Origin of the sequence: Pseudomonas sp. KT_2_4 (assembly GCF_041410225.1) — a bacterium.
Lineage (GTDB): Bacteria > Pseudomonadota > Gammaproteobacteria > Pseudomonadales > Pseudomonadaceae > Aquipseudomonas > Aquipseudomonas paracarnis.
Genome location: NZ_CP166962.1, coordinates 4,409,740 through 4,425,954 on the forward strand (window position 1 = coordinate 4,409,740; position 16,215 = coordinate 4,425,954).

General features: G+C 60.3%; 13 protein-coding genes and 2 tRNA genes. 11 read left to right on the top strand and 4 right to left on the bottom strand.

The annotated features are described in order from the left end of the window. Positions 1 to 33: 33 nt before the first annotated feature. The 5 genes from hflK to AB9N64_RS20270 all read left to right on the top strand — a co-directional run bounded on the left by hflK (position 34) and on the right by AB9N64_RS20270 (position 6,974). Positions 34 to 1,209: an FtsH protease activity modulator HflK gene (gene hflK, locus AB9N64_RS20250; protein WP_003188062.1), complete on the top strand. Its 1,176-nt coding sequence runs from the start codon at positions 34 to 36 to the stop codon at positions 1,207 to 1,209. Then, entirely contained in the window at positions 1,209 to 2,075 is an 867-nt protein-coding gene (gene hflC, locus AB9N64_RS20255) for a protease modulator HflC (RefSeq protein ID WP_003188064.1), read from the top strand. Before hflK ends, hflC begins: the two co-directional genes overlap by 1 nt. Positions 2,076 to 2,368: 293 nt before the next feature. Then, positions 2,369 to 3,556, top strand: coding sequence for an ATP phosphoribosyltransferase regulatory subunit (locus AB9N64_RS20260; RefSeq protein ID WP_014716668.1), 1,188 nt, complete (start codon positions 2,369 to 2,371; stop codon positions 3,554 to 3,556). Between the two features lie 54 nt (positions 3,557 to 3,610). Further along, positions 3,611 to 4,900 carry an adenylosuccinate synthase gene (locus tag AB9N64_RS20265; RefSeq protein WP_014716669.1) on the top strand — a complete coding sequence of 430 codons (1,290 nt, stop codon included), beginning with the start codon at positions 3,611 to 3,613 and terminating at the stop codon, positions 4,898 to 4,900. Positions 4,901 to 5,039: 139 nt separating this feature from the next. Next, the gene (locus AB9N64_RS20270; RefSeq protein ID WP_014716670.1) at positions 5,040 to 6,974 is read left to right on the top strand and encodes a methyl-accepting chemotaxis protein; all 1,935 of its coding nucleotides are present in this window, start codon (positions 5,040 to 5,042) and stop codon (positions 6,972 to 6,974) included. A 107-nt stretch (positions 6,975 to 7,081) separates the two neighbouring features. Here the strand turns inward: AB9N64_RS20270 and AB9N64_RS20275 are convergent, their stop codons facing one another. From AB9N64_RS20275 to AB9N64_RS20290, 4 genes are all read right to left on the bottom strand, one after another. Next, a complete protein-coding gene (locus AB9N64_RS20275; RefSeq protein WP_014716671.1) occupies positions 7,082 to 8,635 on the bottom strand; it encodes an iron ABC transporter permease in 1,554 nt (517 codons plus the stop codon). Then, complete coding sequence (locus AB9N64_RS20280; RefSeq protein WP_014716672.1) at positions 8,635 to 9,660, bottom strand: extracellular solute-binding protein; 1,026 nt, start codon at positions 9,658 to 9,660, stop codon at positions 8,635 to 8,637. The genes AB9N64_RS20275 and AB9N64_RS20280 overlap by 1 nt, the downstream gene beginning before the upstream one ends. Positions 9,661 to 9,804: 144 nt before the next feature. Next, positions 9,805 to 9,891: transfer RNA gene (locus AB9N64_RS20285), tRNA-Leu, on the bottom strand. Positions 9,892 to 10,045: 154 nt separating this feature from the next. Then, positions 10,046 to 10,132 (bottom strand) — tRNA-Leu (locus AB9N64_RS20290). A 224-nt stretch (positions 10,133 to 10,356) separates the two neighbouring features. Here AB9N64_RS20290 and rnr point away from each other — a divergent pair. From rnr to rplI, 6 genes are all read left to right on the top strand, one after another. Beyond that, entirely contained in the window at positions 10,357 to 12,984 is a 2,628-nt protein-coding gene (gene rnr / locus AB9N64_RS20295; RefSeq protein ID WP_371359644.1) for a ribonuclease R, read from the top strand. Further along, positions 12,981 to 13,742, top strand: coding sequence for a 23S rRNA (guanosine(2251)-2'-O)-methyltransferase RlmB (gene rlmB, locus AB9N64_RS20300; protein ID WP_003188074.1), 762 nt, complete (start codon positions 12,981 to 12,983; stop codon positions 13,740 to 13,742). The genes rnr and rlmB overlap by 4 nt, the downstream gene beginning before the upstream one ends. A 294-nt stretch (positions 13,743 to 14,036) precedes the next feature. Next, positions 14,037 to 14,456, top strand: a complete 420-nt coding sequence (gene rpsF, locus AB9N64_RS20305) for a 30S ribosomal protein S6 (protein WP_003188075.1) — start codon at positions 14,037 to 14,039, stop codon at positions 14,454 to 14,456. A gap of 29 nt (positions 14,457 to 14,485) precedes the next feature. Next, positions 14,486 to 14,716: a 30S ribosomal protein S18 gene (rpsR, locus tag AB9N64_RS20310; protein WP_002551829.1), complete on the top strand. Its 231-nt coding sequence runs from the start codon at positions 14,486 to 14,488 to the stop codon at positions 14,714 to 14,716. A 36-nt stretch (positions 14,717 to 14,752) separates the two neighbouring features. Beyond that, positions 14,753 to 15,646, top strand: coding sequence for a hypothetical protein (locus AB9N64_RS20315; protein WP_014716675.1), 894 nt, complete (start codon positions 14,753 to 14,755; stop codon positions 15,644 to 15,646). Between the two features lie 18 nt (positions 15,647 to 15,664). Then, on the top strand, positions 15,665 to 16,111 hold the full coding sequence (gene rplI, locus AB9N64_RS20320) for a 50S ribosomal protein L9 (protein ID WP_003171376.1): 447 nt from the start codon (positions 15,665 to 15,667) through the stop codon (positions 16,109 to 16,111). Positions 16,112 to 16,215 lie beyond the last annotated feature (104 nt).

The following is a 16,215-nucleotide window of genomic DNA, read 5'->3' on the forward strand; positions in this document are numbered from 1 at the left end:
GGTGCGTCTTTGCTTTATCAGATGGAGAGCGCTATGGCTTGGAATGAGCCGGGTGGCAACTCGAATAATCAGGATCCTTGGGGTGGTAAGCGCCGCAATAACGGCGACCGCAAGGGGCCACCGGATCTCGACGAGGCCTTCCGAAAGCTGCAGGAAAGCCTGAATGGGTTGTTCGGTGGTGGAAAAAAACGTGGTGGTGACGACGGCGGTCGCACAAGCAAGGGCGGTGGCTATGGCCTGCTGGGCCTGGGTCTTGTCGTGCTCGCGGCCGTATGGCTGTACAGCGCGGTCTACGTGGTGGACGAGCAGGAGCAAGCCGTGGTGCTGCGCTTCGGCAAGTACTACGAGACTGTCGGGCCAGGCCTGAACATCTATTTCCCGCCGATCGACAAGAAGTACATGGAGAACGTGACGCGTGAGCGTGCGTACACCAAGCAGGGCCAGATGCTGACCGAAGACGAGAACATCGTCGAAGTGCCGCTGACCGTGCAGTACAAGATCAGCAACCTGCAGGACTTCGTGCTGAACGTTGATCAGCCGGAAATCAGTCTGCAACACGCAACCGAAAGTGCCCTGCGCCACGTGGTGGGTTCCACCGCCATGGACCAGGTGCTGACCGAAGGTCGTGAATTGATGGCCAGCGAAATCAAGGAGCGCCTGCAACGGTTCCTCGATACCTATCGCACTGGTATTACCGTCACTCAGGTGAACGTACAGAGCGCAGCGGCACCGCGTGAAGTGCAGGAAGCCTTTGACGACGTGATCCGTGCCCGTGAAGACGAGCAGCGTTCGCGCAACCAGGCTGAAACCTATGCCAACGGCGTTGTGCCGGAAGCCCGTGGTCAGGCCCAGCGCATCCTTGAAGATGCCAACGGTTACCGCGATGAAGTGGTCTCCCGCGCCAAGGGTGAGGCAGATCGTTTCACCAAGCTGGTCGCCGAGTACCGCAAGGCTCCTGAAGTGACCCGCGAGCGTCTGTACCTGGACACCATGCAGGAAGTCTTCAGCAACACCAGCAAGGTTCTCGTGACCGGCAGCAAAGGTGGGCAGAACAACCTGCTGTACCTGCCGCTGGACAAGATGATCGAAGGTGGTCGTAGCGGCGCTAGTGCACCGTCCACCGGTTCGAATGCCGCTGCCAACGAAGCGAGTGCCCGTGCGGCCGCTGACTTGCTGCAACAGCAAACACGTACCAGGGAGAGCCGTTGATGAGCAATAAATCGCTGACCGCCCTGATTGTGGGCGTCGTCGTGGTCATCGCTGCCTGGAACTGCTTCTACATCGTCGCTCAGACCGAGCGTGCGGTGCTGCTGCAATTCGGTCGCGTGGTCCAGGCGGATGTCCAGCCGGGCCTGCATGTGAAAGTCCCCTACGTCAACCAGGTGCGCAAGTTCGACGCCCGCCTGATGACCCTGGATGCACCGACACAGCGCTTCCTGACCCTGGAAAAGAAAGCCGTGATGGTTGACGCCTACGCCAAGTGGCGCGTCAAGGATGCCGAGCGCTTCTACACCGCGACCTCCGGCCTCAAGCAGATTGCCGACGAGCGTTTGTCCCGTCGTCTGGAATCGGGGCTGCGTGACCAGTTTGGTAAGCGCACCCTGCACGAGGTGGTATCCGGTGAGCGTGATGCGCTGATGGCTGACATCACCCGTTCGCTGAACACCATGGCGGAAAAAGAGCTGGGTATTGAAGTGGTCGACGTTCGCGTCAAGGCCATTGACCTGCCCAAGGAAGTGAACCGCAGCGTGTTCGAGCGTATGAGCACCGAGCGTGAGCGTGAAGCGCGTGAGCACCGCGCCAAGGGTAACGAGTTGGCTGAAGGTATCCGTGCCGATGCCGACCGTCAGCGTCGTGTACTGCTGGCAGAAGCCTACCGTGAGTCTGAAGAGGCGCGTGGTGATGGCGATGCTCAAGCCGCGGCGATCTATGCCAAGGCCTACGGCCAGGACCAGGAGTTCTACGCGTTCTACCGTAGCCTGCGTGCCTACCGTGAAAGCTTCGCGAACAAAACCGACGTACTGGTGCTGGACCCAAGCAGCGACTTCTTCCGCTACCTGGAAAAGTCCAAGTAACCAGCCCGTGATTCTGTAAGGCGCACTCCGTCGGGCGGCTAAAATGCCTGGCGGGGTGATCCTTTCAGAAAACGGGTGTATGATGCGGCAGCCGGGAAATTCCCGGCTTTTTTGCGTCTGCATGTTTGATTCGGCAGGCGTGACAGGTTTTTCGAGGAAAGTGCCCGACGAGGCCGTTTGCAGGCCGTTCGTCACGTCGCTCTTGCGCGTGGTTTATGCAAGGGGCGGGTATTTTCTGCTTCACTCAAGGCTCGGCCGAGGGCTGGCCGCCCGGATCAAAGGGGAATGGCGTAATGGCAACGGTAGACCGCTGGCTGCTGCCAGATGGCATCGAAGAAGTACTGCCACCAGAAGCTGCGCGCATTGAAGTAGCGCGTCGCCAGGTGTTGGATCTGTTCCAGAGCTGGGGTTACGAGTTTGTCGTGACTCCCCATATCGAGTACCTGGAATCCCTGCTGACCGGCGCGGGCCAGGACCTGGATCTGCGCACCTTCAAGGTCATCGACCCGCAATCGGGCCGGCAAATGGGGTTCCGTGCCGACATCACGCCGCAAGTGGCGCGCATCGATGCGCACACCCTGCGTCGCGAAGGCCCGAGCCGCCTGTGCTACGCCGGCAGCGTACTGCATGCCCAGCCACGTGCGTTGTCGTCCTCCCGTAGCCCGATCCAGTTGGGCGCCGAGTTGTACGGCGATGCCAGCCCGAGCAGCGATGTTGAAGTGATCAGCCTGATGCTGGCCATGCTGCAACTGGCGGATGTGCCGGATGTGCACATGGACCTGGGCCACGTCGGTATCTACCGTGGCCTGGCGCGCGCTGCCGGGTTGTCCGGTGAAGTGGAGCAACAGTTGTTCGATGCCCTGCAGCGCAAGGCGATCGATGAAGTGATCGCCCTCACCGAGGGTGTGCCTGCTGAGCTGGCTGGCATGCTGCGCGCGCTGGTAGACCTGTGCGGCGGCCGTGAAGTGCTGGTGGCTGCGCGTGAGCGCCTGGCCAATGCGCCGGCACCGGTATTGGCGGCACTGGATGATGTGCTGGCGATTGCCGAGCGCTTGTCGGCACGGTTCCCGCAGCTGCCGCTGTATTTTGATCTGGGTGAATTGCGCGGCTACCACTACCACACCGGTGTGGTGTTCGCGGTGTTCGTTCCGGGTGTTGGCCAGGCCATCGCCCAAGGTGGTCGCTATGACGATATCGGCGCCGACTTCGGTCGTGCGCGTCCGGCCACTGGTTTTTCCACCGATCTGAAAACCCTGGTGACCCTGGGGCGTGCTGAGGTCGAGCTGCCGTCTGGTGGCATCTGGATGCCCGACAGTACGGACGCAGCGCTCTGGCAGCAGGTTTGCCAGTTACGCCGTGAGGGTCAGCGTGTAGTCCAGGCCTTGCCTGGGCAGCCATTGGCCGCCGCCCGTGAAGCGGACTGCGACCGGCAATTGATTCAGCAGAACGGGCTTTGGCAAGTATCGCCACTGGCTTCTTGAGTTTTCCTGCCGGCCATCGCCGGCACCAAGTTTGCGCGAATGAGGACAAGTGTTATGGGTAAGAATGTCGTAGTCCTGGGCACCCAATGGGGTGATGAGGGCAAAGGCAAGATCGTTGATCTGCTGACCGAACATGCTGCCGCCGTAGTGCGCTACCAAGGTGGCCACAACGCTGGCCACACCCTGGTCATCGATGGCGAAAAAACCGTCTTGCACCTGATCCCGTCGGGTGTCCTGCGCGAAGGCGTGCAGTGCCTGATCGGCAACGGCGTGGTGGTTGCACCTGACGCCCTGCTGCGCGAGATCACCAAGCTGGAAGAAAAAGGCGTACCGGTGCGCGAGCGCCTGCGTATCAGCCCGTCCTGCCCGCTGATCCTGTCCTTCCACGTTGCGCTGGACCAGGCCCGTGAAAAGGCGCGTGGCGAACTGAAGATCGGCACCACCGGTCGCGGCATCGGCCCGGCCTACGAAGACAAGGTTGCACGTCGTGGCCTGCGTGTGGGCGACCTGCTCAACATGCCGCGCTTTGAAGACAAGCTGCGTGAACTGGTGGATTACCACAACTTCATGCTGGTCGGTTACTACAAAGAGCCAGCCATCGAGTTTGAAAAGACCCTGGCCGAGTGCAAGGAATACGCTGAGCTGCTCAAGCCGCTGATGCTGGACGTGACGGCCGAGCTGCACGACCTGCGTCGCGCTGGCAAGGACATCATGTTCGAAGGTGCCCAGGGTTCGTTGCTGGACATCGACCACGGTACCTACCCGTACGTGACCAGCTCCAACACTACTGCTGGCGGCGTTGCCACCGGCTCGGGCGTTGGCCCGATGTTCCTGGACTACATCCTGGGCATCACCAAGGCTTACACCACCCGTGTAGGTTCCGGTCCGTTCCCGACTGAGCTGTTCGACGACGTTGGCGCACACCTGGCCAAGCAAGGTCACGAATTCGGCGCCACCACTGGCCGTGCTCGTCGTTGCGGCTGGTTCGACGCCGTTATCCTGCGTCGCGCTATCGATGTGAACAGCATCTCGGGCATCTGCCTGACCAAGCTGGATGTACTCGACGGCCTGGAAGCCATCAACATCTGCGTCGGCTACAAAGACGCCCAAGGCAACGATGTTGCCCCGACTGACGCTGACAGCTACGTGGGCCTGCAGCCTGTGTACGAAGAAGTGCCAGGCTGGACCGAATCGACCGTGGGCGCCAAGACCCTGGAAGAACTGCCAGCCAACGCCCGCGCCTACATCAAGCGTGTGGAAGAGCTGATCGGTGCACCGATCGACATTATTTCGACCGGCCCGGACCGCAACGAGACCATCGTTCTGCGTCACCCGTTCGCGTAATAAGCTGTTGATGTAAAAAGCAAAGGGCTCCTTCGGGAGCCCTTTGTCGTTTCTGCCTGGCAAACGGCACGACCCTTGCTGTGTTTCCCTCTTTCGAGGTGCTATCAAATTAGTGGCACCCGTGGTGGAGGGATTTCCAGTGTCTGCCGTTCTCTCGTTGTTACAAAGCCGTCTGTTGCGGCCGGTGTTCGTTACCCTTGGTATCGCTCTTTTGGTGCAAGTGCTGGTGGCCGTCGCGCTGACGCGGAGCACGGTGACGGCGCTGGAAGCCGATTTGGGCAATCGTCTGGGCATAGATAGCCAGAAGTTGTCTGGTGAACTGGCCCAGGCTGGCAAGGAAGTCACGTCCAGCCTGGACAGCCTCTCCGCCAGCACGCGCCAGCGCCTCACAGCCGGGCTTTCCACGCGCTTGCAGGAAGAGCAAAAGCAGTTGCGTGCGACGCTGGAAAAAGACCTGCAGGACTCCGCCAATGACATGGCGCAACTGCTGGCCTCGGTCGCGCCCCGTGCCATGTGGGACAGTGACGTGCCGACCCTTTCTGAGTTTGCCCGCCGGGCCCAGCGCAACCCCAATGTGCTGTTTGTGGTGTATGACGACGCCGCAGGCGAGCACCTGACCCGATACCTGAACCGCGAAAACCCTATCAACCAGGCCCTGCTGGCAAAGGGCGCAGGGGAGCGTGCCCTGGACAAGGTGCTGGACGCGGCCAAGACAGACCCCTCCGTGTATTACGTCGAAGCCTCCATCAGCCCCAACGGCGTGGAAATCGGCAAGGTGCGCATGGGCGTGTCGACCGCGACGGTTGAAGCCGACCTGCAAGCCTTGGATAAGCGCTTTGCCGCGCTGATCGCCAGCGGTGATCAGCTGGTGGGTGACAGCCTCAAGGGAGCCGCTGCTGACAGCGCCAACGCCATGGGCGCCCGGCTGCAATCGGCGCAAGCCACTGCCACGCAAATGACGGCCAACACGGCCGCCGCTGTGCAAGACGCGGCGGGCACCCTGCGCTGGCGTATCGGCATGGGTCTGGCGCTGGTGGGGCTTGGGGTCTTGCTGCTGATCGCTATTGTGCTGGGCCGGCGCGTGGTCAATCGTCTGAAGCTGCTGATTGCCGCGATGGATGACCTGGCGGCCGGCGAAGGCGACCTCACCAAGCGCGTGCAGATCAACAGCAAGGATGAAATCGGTGATATGGCCTCGGCGGTCAATCGCTTTGTGGATAAGTTGCAGCCCATCGTGCGGGAGGCAGGCGACGTGGCCCAGCGTACTGGCGTGGAAATCGGCGCCATGACGTTGCGCAATGCTGGCGCCGATGCGGCGGCGGGCTTGCAGCGTGATGAAGTGGCCGAGAGTTTGCGCGCTTTGTCGCAAATGGCCGATGAGGCCCAGGCCGAAAGCCACGCCATGCAGGCGGCCCTGCAGCAGGTGGTGGATATTCGCCAGGCCACGGATGAAAACTCACGGACCTCGGCCGAAGTTGGCAGCTTGATCGAGGCGTTGGCGGGGCAGGTGCAGGCCGGTTCCCAGGTGATCGAACGGCTGGCGCAGCAAAGCGAACAAATTGAAGTGGTGTTGACCGTGATTCACGGTATCGCCGAGCAAACCAACCTGCTCGCTCTCAACGCGGCCATCGAAGCGGCACGGGCTGGCGAGACTGGGCGCGGCTTTGCGGTGGTGGCCGATGAAGTGCGTGCGCTGGCCAGCAAGACTCAAAGCTCCACTGGCGATATCCAGGCGCATATTGTTGCGTTGCAGCAGGGCGCGCGTGAGGCCGTAGAAACCATCGGCAAGGCGGGGCGCCAGGCCAGTGAGGGCTTGCTGGTGCTGCGCGATAGCGTGCGCTTGCAGCAGACGGTGCAGGCTTCTGTGGAGCAGGTGCATGCGGCGATTGGCCTGGCGACGCGCGCGGCCGAGCATCAAGCCCAGGGCGCGCATGCGGTGCGTGGGCGCGTCGAGGTGATTCATGCCCAGGCCGAGCGTGCGGCGCAAGCGGTGGTGGAGACGACGGCCAGTGGCAAGGTGTTGGATGGGTTGGCGGCGCAGTTGAAGGCGAGTTTGGGGCAGTTCAGGGCGTGAGGTTGTCTGGACTGGCCTCATCGCAGGCAAGCCAGCTCCCACATTCAACTGCATTCCAAAGTTGGAACTCGGTCACTGTGGGGGCTGGCTTGCCTGCGATAGCTGTTTCAGCGACTCAGATACATCCGAGTCGTGAGCAGATACACCGGCAACCCCGACACCACTATCAACAACGCCGCATACGGCGCCGCCGCCGCAAATTCCACATTCGAGGTATGTGCCCAGACGGCCGTCGCCAAGGTATTCAACCCGGTCGGGCTGAGCAGCAACGTCGCCGTCAATTCCTTCATCGCATCCAGGAATACCAAGGCAAACGCCGCCCCCAGCGCCGGAAAGATGATTGGCAACGTCACCCGGCAAAACGCACTGAAGGACGATGCGCCTAACGTGCGCGCAGCCTCTTCCAGCTGTGGCGCCGCCTTGTTCAGTGCTGTACGAATCGGCGCCTGTGCCAACGGCAAAAACAGCAGCGCATAAGCAATCAGCAATAACGCAGAGGTCTGGTACAGCGCGGGGATGTAATGCAGGGCGAAATACACCAGGGTCAGCGCAATCACCAGGCCGGGCAGGGCATGCAGTAGATACGGCAAGCGTTCGGCCCAGATTGCCAACTGTCCTTTGTAGCGCACCACCAGCAGCCCAACCGGCACTGCCAGTACCAGGCACAGTGCGGCGCCGCCCAGGGAGAGCGCCAGGGATGACAGCAGCGCCTCGCTGATCTCGGCCATCGGAAACGCCGCTGACGAACCGACGGCCAACCAATAGCCGAGCATGCCCAGCGGGATGCCGCTGCCGATGATCGCCAATGCCAGGCAATACACCTGGCCCAATGGCGCCCACTTGCCGAGTCGAACCTGCTCGGCGTGCCGCGCCGCGCCCTGGCCAATGCGCACATGCCGGCCTTTGCCGCGTGCGCGCAGCTCCAGCCACAGCAGGGTCAGGCACATCACCAGCAGCACTGCCGAGAGCATTGCCGCATTGGCATTGCTGAATTCCAGTTCGAACTGCTGGTAGATCGCGGTGGTGAAGGTCTGCAACCCGATAATCGACAGCGCGCCGAATTCCACCAGCATGTGCAGTGCGATCAATAGTGAGCCGGCCAGCAGCGATGGCCACAGCAGCGGGAGTGTGATGCGAAAGAACACGCCCCAGCGGTTGAGCCCCAGCGTGCGGGCCGATTCTTCCAGGGAGGGGTCTAGATTGCGCAGTGTTGCCGCCACCGGCAAAAACACCAGCGGGTATTTGGACAGGCTCATCACCAGGATCGCGCCACCGAGCCCCTCGAACTGAGCGCTCAGCGACACCCAGGTAAAGCTGCTGACAAACGCCGGCACCGCAAACGGCAGGCACAGGATCACGCCCCAGATGCGCCGTCCTGGCAGGTTGCTGCGTTCCAGTAGCCAGGCCAGGGACAGGCCGATCACGCCGCAGGTCAGGGTCACGCCGACCATCAATGCCAGCGTGTTGCGCAGCAGCCCGAACACATAAGGTCGCCACAGTAGATGCACCGCCTCCGTCCAGCCCGCCTGCCAGGCTTTGAGCCCGACATAGGCGAGCGGCAACAGGCTCAGGCCAACCAGCAATAGCACAGGCAGCAGCAGCCAGATTGACGGGCGTTTGCGACGGGGGGTGAACCCCGTGACGGAAAGCGATGGGTTCATCAGTTCAGGCCAACGTCACGTTCCAGCTCCAGGGCTTCTTCGGCGTTACCCAGGTCTGCGGGGGTGACCTTTGGTGGCTGCAGCTCGCTAAATGGCTTGAGGCCGCGGTTCGATTCCATGCCCTTGCGCAGCGGGTACTCGGCCGACGTGTTGGTGATCACGCGCTGGCCCTCTTCGCTGGCCATGAATGCCAGCAATTGCTGAGCTTCTTTGGGATGCTTGCTGGATTTGAGTGCGGCAGCGGAGGACACGGTGATCAGGCCGCCAGCATCACCATCGGTGAAGTAATGCAGCTGGGAGTCCAGGTTGGTTTTTTCCTTTTTCAGGGCGAACCAGTAGTAGTTGTTTACCAGCACGGTAGCCACTTCGCCGTTTTCCACGGCCTTGAGGGCGACCATATTGTTGCTGTACACCTTGCCGAAGGCGCGCAGGCCGGTCAGCCATTCTTCCGCGGCTTCGCGACCGTGCAGCTTGATGATTGCCACGGCTTGTTCCTGGAACGCGCCGCTGGTGGGCACGAAACCGACCTTGCCTTGCCATTCGGGGCCGGCGAAATCCAGTACCGACTTGGGCAAGTCTTTTTCCGCAATCAATTTGGGGTTGAAGGCTACGACGCGGGTGCGTGCGGTCACGCCCATCCAGTCGCCGTTTTTACCCACGTAATCCTTGGGCAGTACATTGAGGGTGCTGGCATCGATTTTTGCCAACAGGCCTTGCTCGCCGAGTTTGTTCAGGGGCGGTGATTCTTCGGTGTAGATGACGTCGGCAGGGGAGCGCTCACCTTCTTCGACGACTTGGCTGGCCAACTGGTTGCTGCTGCCTTTGCGCACGTTGACGTGGATGCCGGTCTTGGCTTCGAAGGCCTTGGCGAGTTCATCGCCGACTTCTTTGTGTTGGCCGTTGTATAAGGTCAGGGAGACCTTGTCGGCAGAATGGGCGGCGGGCGAGAGCAGGGTCAGGCTGAGTAGGGTGAGGGTCAGGCCGCGCAGAAGGGATGTCTTGAGTCGGTTGTCACGGATCATCATCCGAAGTGTTCCTCGCTTATATGCAACAAATCATTGCAAGGATAAACGATAAATCTTCTCAAGTGCGGATGACGGGGAAATCACTGGGGAAGTTTTCAAACCCCGGAAACGAAAAAACCCGCTTTCGCGGGTTTGATCTGAATTTGGTGCCCAGGAGAAGACTCGAACTTCCACGACCTTGCGATCACCAGCACCTGAAGCTGGCGTGTCTACCAATTTCACCACCTGGGCATTATCTAACAACGTTGCCGCTGTTGATGGGGCGAACTATACGGCGGGGTTTTTAATCTGTAAACCCCTGATTCGAAAAATATAAATCAATTTTTCCGTTAAAAATCAAAGGCCTGAAACGAAAAAACCCGCTTTCGCGGGTTTGATCTGAATTTGGTGCCCAGGAGAAGACTCGAACTTCCACGACCTTGCGATCACCAGCACCTGAAGCTGGCGTGTCTACCAATTTCACCACCTGGGCAGCATCAACAACGTTGCCGTCGTCGATGGCGCGCACTATACGGAGCGATATTTGAGCTGTAAACCCCTGCCATGAAAAAAGCCTGGAAAATTTCACCAGCGGTCGTGCAAGGTGCGTGGCGGGGGTCGTAAAGGTCTTTTAAACGCTTGTTGATACCTGAAATTTCCCGTTTCAATACGCGTATGCCAAACTAACCCACATATAGACAAGGTGAAAACTCTCTAATGGCCGATTGGCAGTCCCTCGATCCCGAGGCCGCTCGTGAAGCGGAAAAATATGAAAACCCTATTCCTAGCCGCGAACTGATCCTGGCGCACCTCGCCGATCGTGGTTCGCCTGCTAGCCGCGAGCAGTTGGTCGAAGAATTCGGTCTGACCACCGAAGACCAGCTCGAAGCCCTGCGCCGCCGTTTGCGTGCGATGGAGCGCGATGCTCAATTGATCTACACCCGTCGTGGCACTTACGCGCCGGTAGACAAGCTCGACCTGATCCTGGGCCGCATTGCCGGCCACCGCGACGGCTTCGGCTTCCTGATACCGGACGATGGCAGCGACGACCTGTTCATGAGCCCGGCGCAAATGCGTCTGGTGTTCGATGGCGACCGTGCCCTGGCGCGGGTTTCTGGCCTCGACCGCCGTGGTCGTCGTGAAGGCGTGATCGTCGAAGTGGTGTCCCGTGCCCACGAATCTATCGTCGGCCGTTACTTTGAAGAAGGCGGCATCGGCTTCGTTGTGCCGGATAACCCCAAGGTCCAGCAGGAAGTGCTGATCACCCCGGGCCGCAATGGCGCCGCCAAGGTCGGCCAGTTCGTCGAGGTGAAAATCACCCACTGGCCTACTGCGCGCTTCCAGCCCCAGGGCGATATCGTGGAGGTGGTCGGCAACTATATGGCGCCGGGCATGGAAATCGACGTTGCCTTGCGCACCTACGATATTCCTCACGTCTGGCCTGATGCCGTGCTCAAGGAAGCCGCCAAGCTCAAGCCGGAAGTCGAAGAGAAAGACAAAGAAAAACGTATCGACCTGCGCCATCTGCCGTTCGTCACTATTGACGGCGAAGATGCCCGCGACTTCGACGATGCGGTCTACTGCGAAGCCAAGCCTGGCAAGCTGCGCCTGTTCTCCGGCGGTTGGAAGTTGTACGTCGCGATTGCCGACGTCTCCAGTTACGTGAGGATCGGTTCGGCCCTGGATAACGAGGCTCAGGTGCGCGGCAACTCCGTGTACTTCCCAGAGCGCGTGATTCCGATGCTGCCTGAGCAGCTGTCCAACGGCCTGTGCTCCCTGAATCCGAAAGTCGACCGTTTGGCCATGGTGTGCGAGATGACCATCTCCAAAACCGGCGAAATGACCGACTACCAGTTCTACGAAGCGGTGATCCACTCCCAGGCGCGTCTGACCTACAACAAGGTCAGCACCATCCTGGAAACGCCGAAGACCAGCGAAGCCAAGGCCCTGCGTACCGAGTACGCTGGCGTGGTGCCGCACCTCAAGCAGCTTTACTCGTTGTACAAGGTGTTGCTGGGTGCCCGTCATACCCGTGGCGCGATCGATTTCGAAACCCAGGAAACCCGGATTGTCTTCGGCTCCGAGCGCAAGATTGCGGCGATCACCCCGACCACCCGTAACGACGCGCACAAGCTGATCGAGGAGTGCATGCTGGCGGCCAACGTGGCCACTGCCGAGTTCCTCAAGAAGCACGAAATTCCTGCGTTGTACCGTGTGCACGACGGCCCGCCGCCGGAGCGCCTGGAAAAACTTCGCGCCTTCCTCGGCGAACTCGGCCTGTCCCTGCACAAAGGCAAGGATGGTCCTACGCCTAAGGATTACCAGGCCCTGCTGGCCAGCATCAAGGACCGTCCGGATTACCACGTGATCCAGACCGTGATGCTGCGATCCCTGAGCCAGGCGGTGTACAGCGCCGATAACCAGGGCCACTTCGGCCTGAATTACGAGGCGTACACCCACTTCACTTCGCCGATTCGCCGCTACCCGGACTTGCTCACGCACCGGGCGATCCGCAGCGTGATCCATTCCAAGCAGAACACCCCGCACGTCAAGCGCGCCGGTGCCATGACCATTCCGAAAGCACGGATCTATCCGTACGACGAAGCGGCCCTGGAACAGCTGGGTGAGCAGTGCTCCATGAGCGAGCGCCGCGCCGACGAAGCCACCCGCGACGTGGTGAACTGGCTCAAGTGCGAGTTCATGAAGGATCGCGTGGGCGAATCGTTCCCGGGTGTGATCACCGCCGTGACCGGCTTTGGCCTGTTCGTCGAGCTGACCGACATCTACGTCGAGGGCCTGGTGCACGTCACCGCCTTGCCGGGTGACTACTACCACTTCGATCCTGTGCACCACCGCCTGGCGGGCGAGCGCACCGGTCGCAGCTTCCGTCTGGGCGATACCGTTGAAGTGCAGGTCATGCGTGTCGACCTCGACGAGCGCAAGATCGACTTCGGCATGCCTGACAAGCCGGCAGAGCCTGCGGGTCGTAAAAAACGTGGTGAAACCACAGCGCCTGCGTCCAAAGGCAAAGCGACCACTGCAAAAACCACGGCCGAGCCTGCACCTGCCAAGGCCGGTCGTCGTTCTTCTGCCAAGGACAAGGCCCCTGAAGCCTACCGCCCAAGCGACGCTGCGGCGAAAAACGCCGAGCTGCGCAAGAGCCGCGAGTTGAAGCAGCAGTTGCTCAACGAAGCCAAAAGCGGTGGTAAAGCGGCGTCTGGGGGAAAGTCTCACGGGGCGGAAAAGCCGTCGAGCAAGCCAAGTAAACACCGTAAAGGCCCGCCAAAAGCGGGTTCGGCTCCCGCAAAAAGCGGCGGGTCGCGCAAACCTAAGGCCAAGTCATGAGTCTGGAAAAAATCTACGGCGTGCACGCCGTAGAAGCACTGCTGCGTCACCATCCCAAGCGCGTCAAGCAGGTGTGGTTGGCCGAAGGTCGCAGCGAGCCGCGCGTACAGGCGCTCGTCGAGTTGGCTACGCAGAATAAGGTTGCCATCGGCCAGGCCGAGCGTCGTGAAATGGACGTGTGGGTCGAAGGCGTTCACCAAGGTGTGGTGGCTGACGTCAGTCCGAGCCAGGTGTGGGGCGAGGCGATGCTCGACGAGCTGCTCGACCGTACCGAAGGTGCACCGTTGCTCTTGGTGCTGGACGGCGTGACCGACCCGCACAACCTCGGCGCCTGCCTGCGTTCGGCGGATGCTGCCGGTGCGCTGGCGGTGATCGTGCCCAAGGACAAGTCCGCGACCCTGACGCCGGTGGTGCGCAAGGTCGCCTGCGGTGCGGCGGAAGTGATTCCGCTGGTGGCCGTGACCAACCTTGCGCGTACCCTGGAGAAGCTCCAGCAGCGCGGCCTGTGGGTCGTGGGCACGGCGGGGGAGGCTGAGGTCAGCATTTATGACCAAGACCTTACCGGCCCTACCATCCTGATCATGGGCGCCGAAGGCAAAGGCATGCGCCGGTTGACCCGTGAGCATTGCGATTACCTGGTGCACCTGCCGATGGCTGGTAGCGTCAGCAGCCTCAATGTGTCGGTTGCGACGGGTGTTTGCCTGTTTGAAGCCCAGCGTCAGCGTGGTGCGAAAGCCAAGGCCAAGCCCAAGAAGTGATCAAAATGTGGGAGCGGGCTTGCCCGCGATGACGGAGTGTCAGTCAGCAGAGATGTTGCCGGTGCCATGGTCATCGCAGGCAAGCCCGCTCCCACATTGGTTCTGTGGTGTTTATTCAGGATTGTTCAAATAATCACCAATTGCCTTGCGCCGCTTCTCCCCCTTCTCTACAATTGCGCCCCTTGCCTTCCTGGCAGGCACCGATGTGCCTCCCCTGCGGCAAGATCCATAAGTGTCATTCACTCCTTGTCTGACCGTTTTTGAGCGGCAGGCTACAACCCGTAAGGAGCATTCATGCGTCATTACGAAATCATCTTTTTGGTCCACCCGGATCAAAGCGAGCAAGTCGGCGGCATGGTTGAGCGTTACACCAAGCTGATCGAAGAAGACGGCGGCAAAATCCACCGTCTGGAAGATTGGGGCCGTCGTCAACTGGCCTACGCAATCAACAATGTTCACAAGGCTCACTACGTGATGCTGAACGTTGAGTGCACTGGCAAGGCCCTGGCCGAGCTGGAAGACAACTTCCGCTACAACGATGCAGTGATCCGTAACCTGGTCATCCGTCGCGAAGAAGCCGTTACCGGCCAATCCGAGATGCTCAAGGCTGAAGAAAACCGCAGTGAGCGCCGTGAGCGTCGCGATCGTCCTGAGCACGAAGGCGCTGAAAGCGCTGAAGGCGAAGAGAACGACAGCGATAACGCTGACGAGTAATCCACGGACCTTATTAAGGAGCCTATCAAATGGCACGTTTCTTCCGTCGTCGTAAATTCTGCCGCTTCACCGCTGAAGACGTGAAAGAGATCGATTACAAAGATCTCAACACTCTGAAAGCCTACGTATCCGAGACCGGCAAAATCGTTCCAAGCCGTATCACCGGTACCAAAGCACGTTATCAGCGTCAGCTGGCCACCGCTATCAAGCGCGCCCGCTTCCTGGCCCTGCTGGCCTACACCGACAGCCACGGCCGCTGAGACCGGGCAGTCGACAAGTAGTAAGGGATTGAATGCATGCGCGCCTTAGCTGAGTTCATCATGCGCGGTCGCGTGCAGGCCACTCTGGTAGTGGCTGGATGTGCTGCATTGCCGTTGCTTTATTGGTTGGGTGCTGCCGCAGGTTGCCTTGTGCTGCTGCGGCGCGGTTTGAAGGACGCCCTTGGCGTTCTTGCCCTGGGTTTGTTGCCGGCCTTGATCTGGTGGCTGCAAATGGGTGATCCACGGGTACTTCTGGTACTGCTGGGGTCATCGAGCCTTGCGTTGGTTTTGCGCGCAAGTGAGTCCTGGGTCCGTACGCTGCTGGTCAGCGTGGCATTGGGGTTGGTGTACTCAGTGATGCTTGGCGCGGCTTTCCGCCCGCAAATCGAGGCGCTGGCGCAGGAGATCGTCAAGATCCTGCCGTTGGCCCTCGGGGATCTCTACCAGCATTTGTCGGTAGATGAGCGAGCGCGGTTTGCGTCACTGATTGCCCCGGTCCTGACTGGCCTGATTGCGGCTTTGTTGCAGGTCGTCAGCGTGCTGAGCCTGATTCTTGGGCGTTATTGGCAGGCGTTGTTGTACAACCCGGGTGGTTTTGGTCGCGAGTTTCGCAGTATCAGAATCCCAGCGGGGCCGGCGATGTTGCTGCTGGCGTGCATGGTTGTCGGGCCGAACTTCGGCCCACAGATGGCCTTGCTGGCGCCGATTTGCAGCGTACCGCTGGTGTTTGCCGGGCTGGCCCTGATTCATGGGCTGGTTGCGCGAAAGCGCCTGGCCAGGTTCTGGCTGGTGGGGTTGTACGTCACGCTGTTGCTGTTCATGCAGCTGATCTATCCGTTACTCGTGGTCTTGGCCATTGTTGACAGCCTGATTGATTTTCGCGGTCGTCTGGCGTCGAAAGACGCCGATAACGCGAACGGTGAAGGTTAAAAGTTAGAGGATTTTCACATGCAACTGATCCTTCTGGAAAAAGTCGCCAACCTGGGCAACCTGGGCGACAAAGTGAACGTTAAGGCCGGCTACGGTCGTAACTACCTGCTGCCATACGGCAAAGCCACCGCTGCAACCGCTGCCAACCTGGCTGCGTTTGAAGAGCGTCGTGCTGAGCTGGAAAAAGCCGCAGCAGACAAAAAAGCGTCGGCCGAAACTCGCGCTGCCCAACTGGCTGAGCTGGAAGTGACTATCACTGCCACCGCTGGTGACGAAGGCAAGCTGTTCGGTTCGATCGGCACCCACGACATCGCTGATGCACTGACCGCCTCCGGCGTTGAAGTGCAGAAGAGCGAAGTTCGTCTGCCGAACGGCACCATCCGCAACGTAGGCGAATTCGACGTAGCCGTGCACCTGCACGCCGAAGTTGAAGCCACCGTACGCGTTGTCGTGGTAGCAGCTTAAGTCGCACCTAACTGACTGGCACCTCGCGTGCCAGCCGGTTAACATCGGGCACGATCCTGTTTACAGGTCGTGCCTTTTGTTTTTCTACACACCCCAAATTCCAA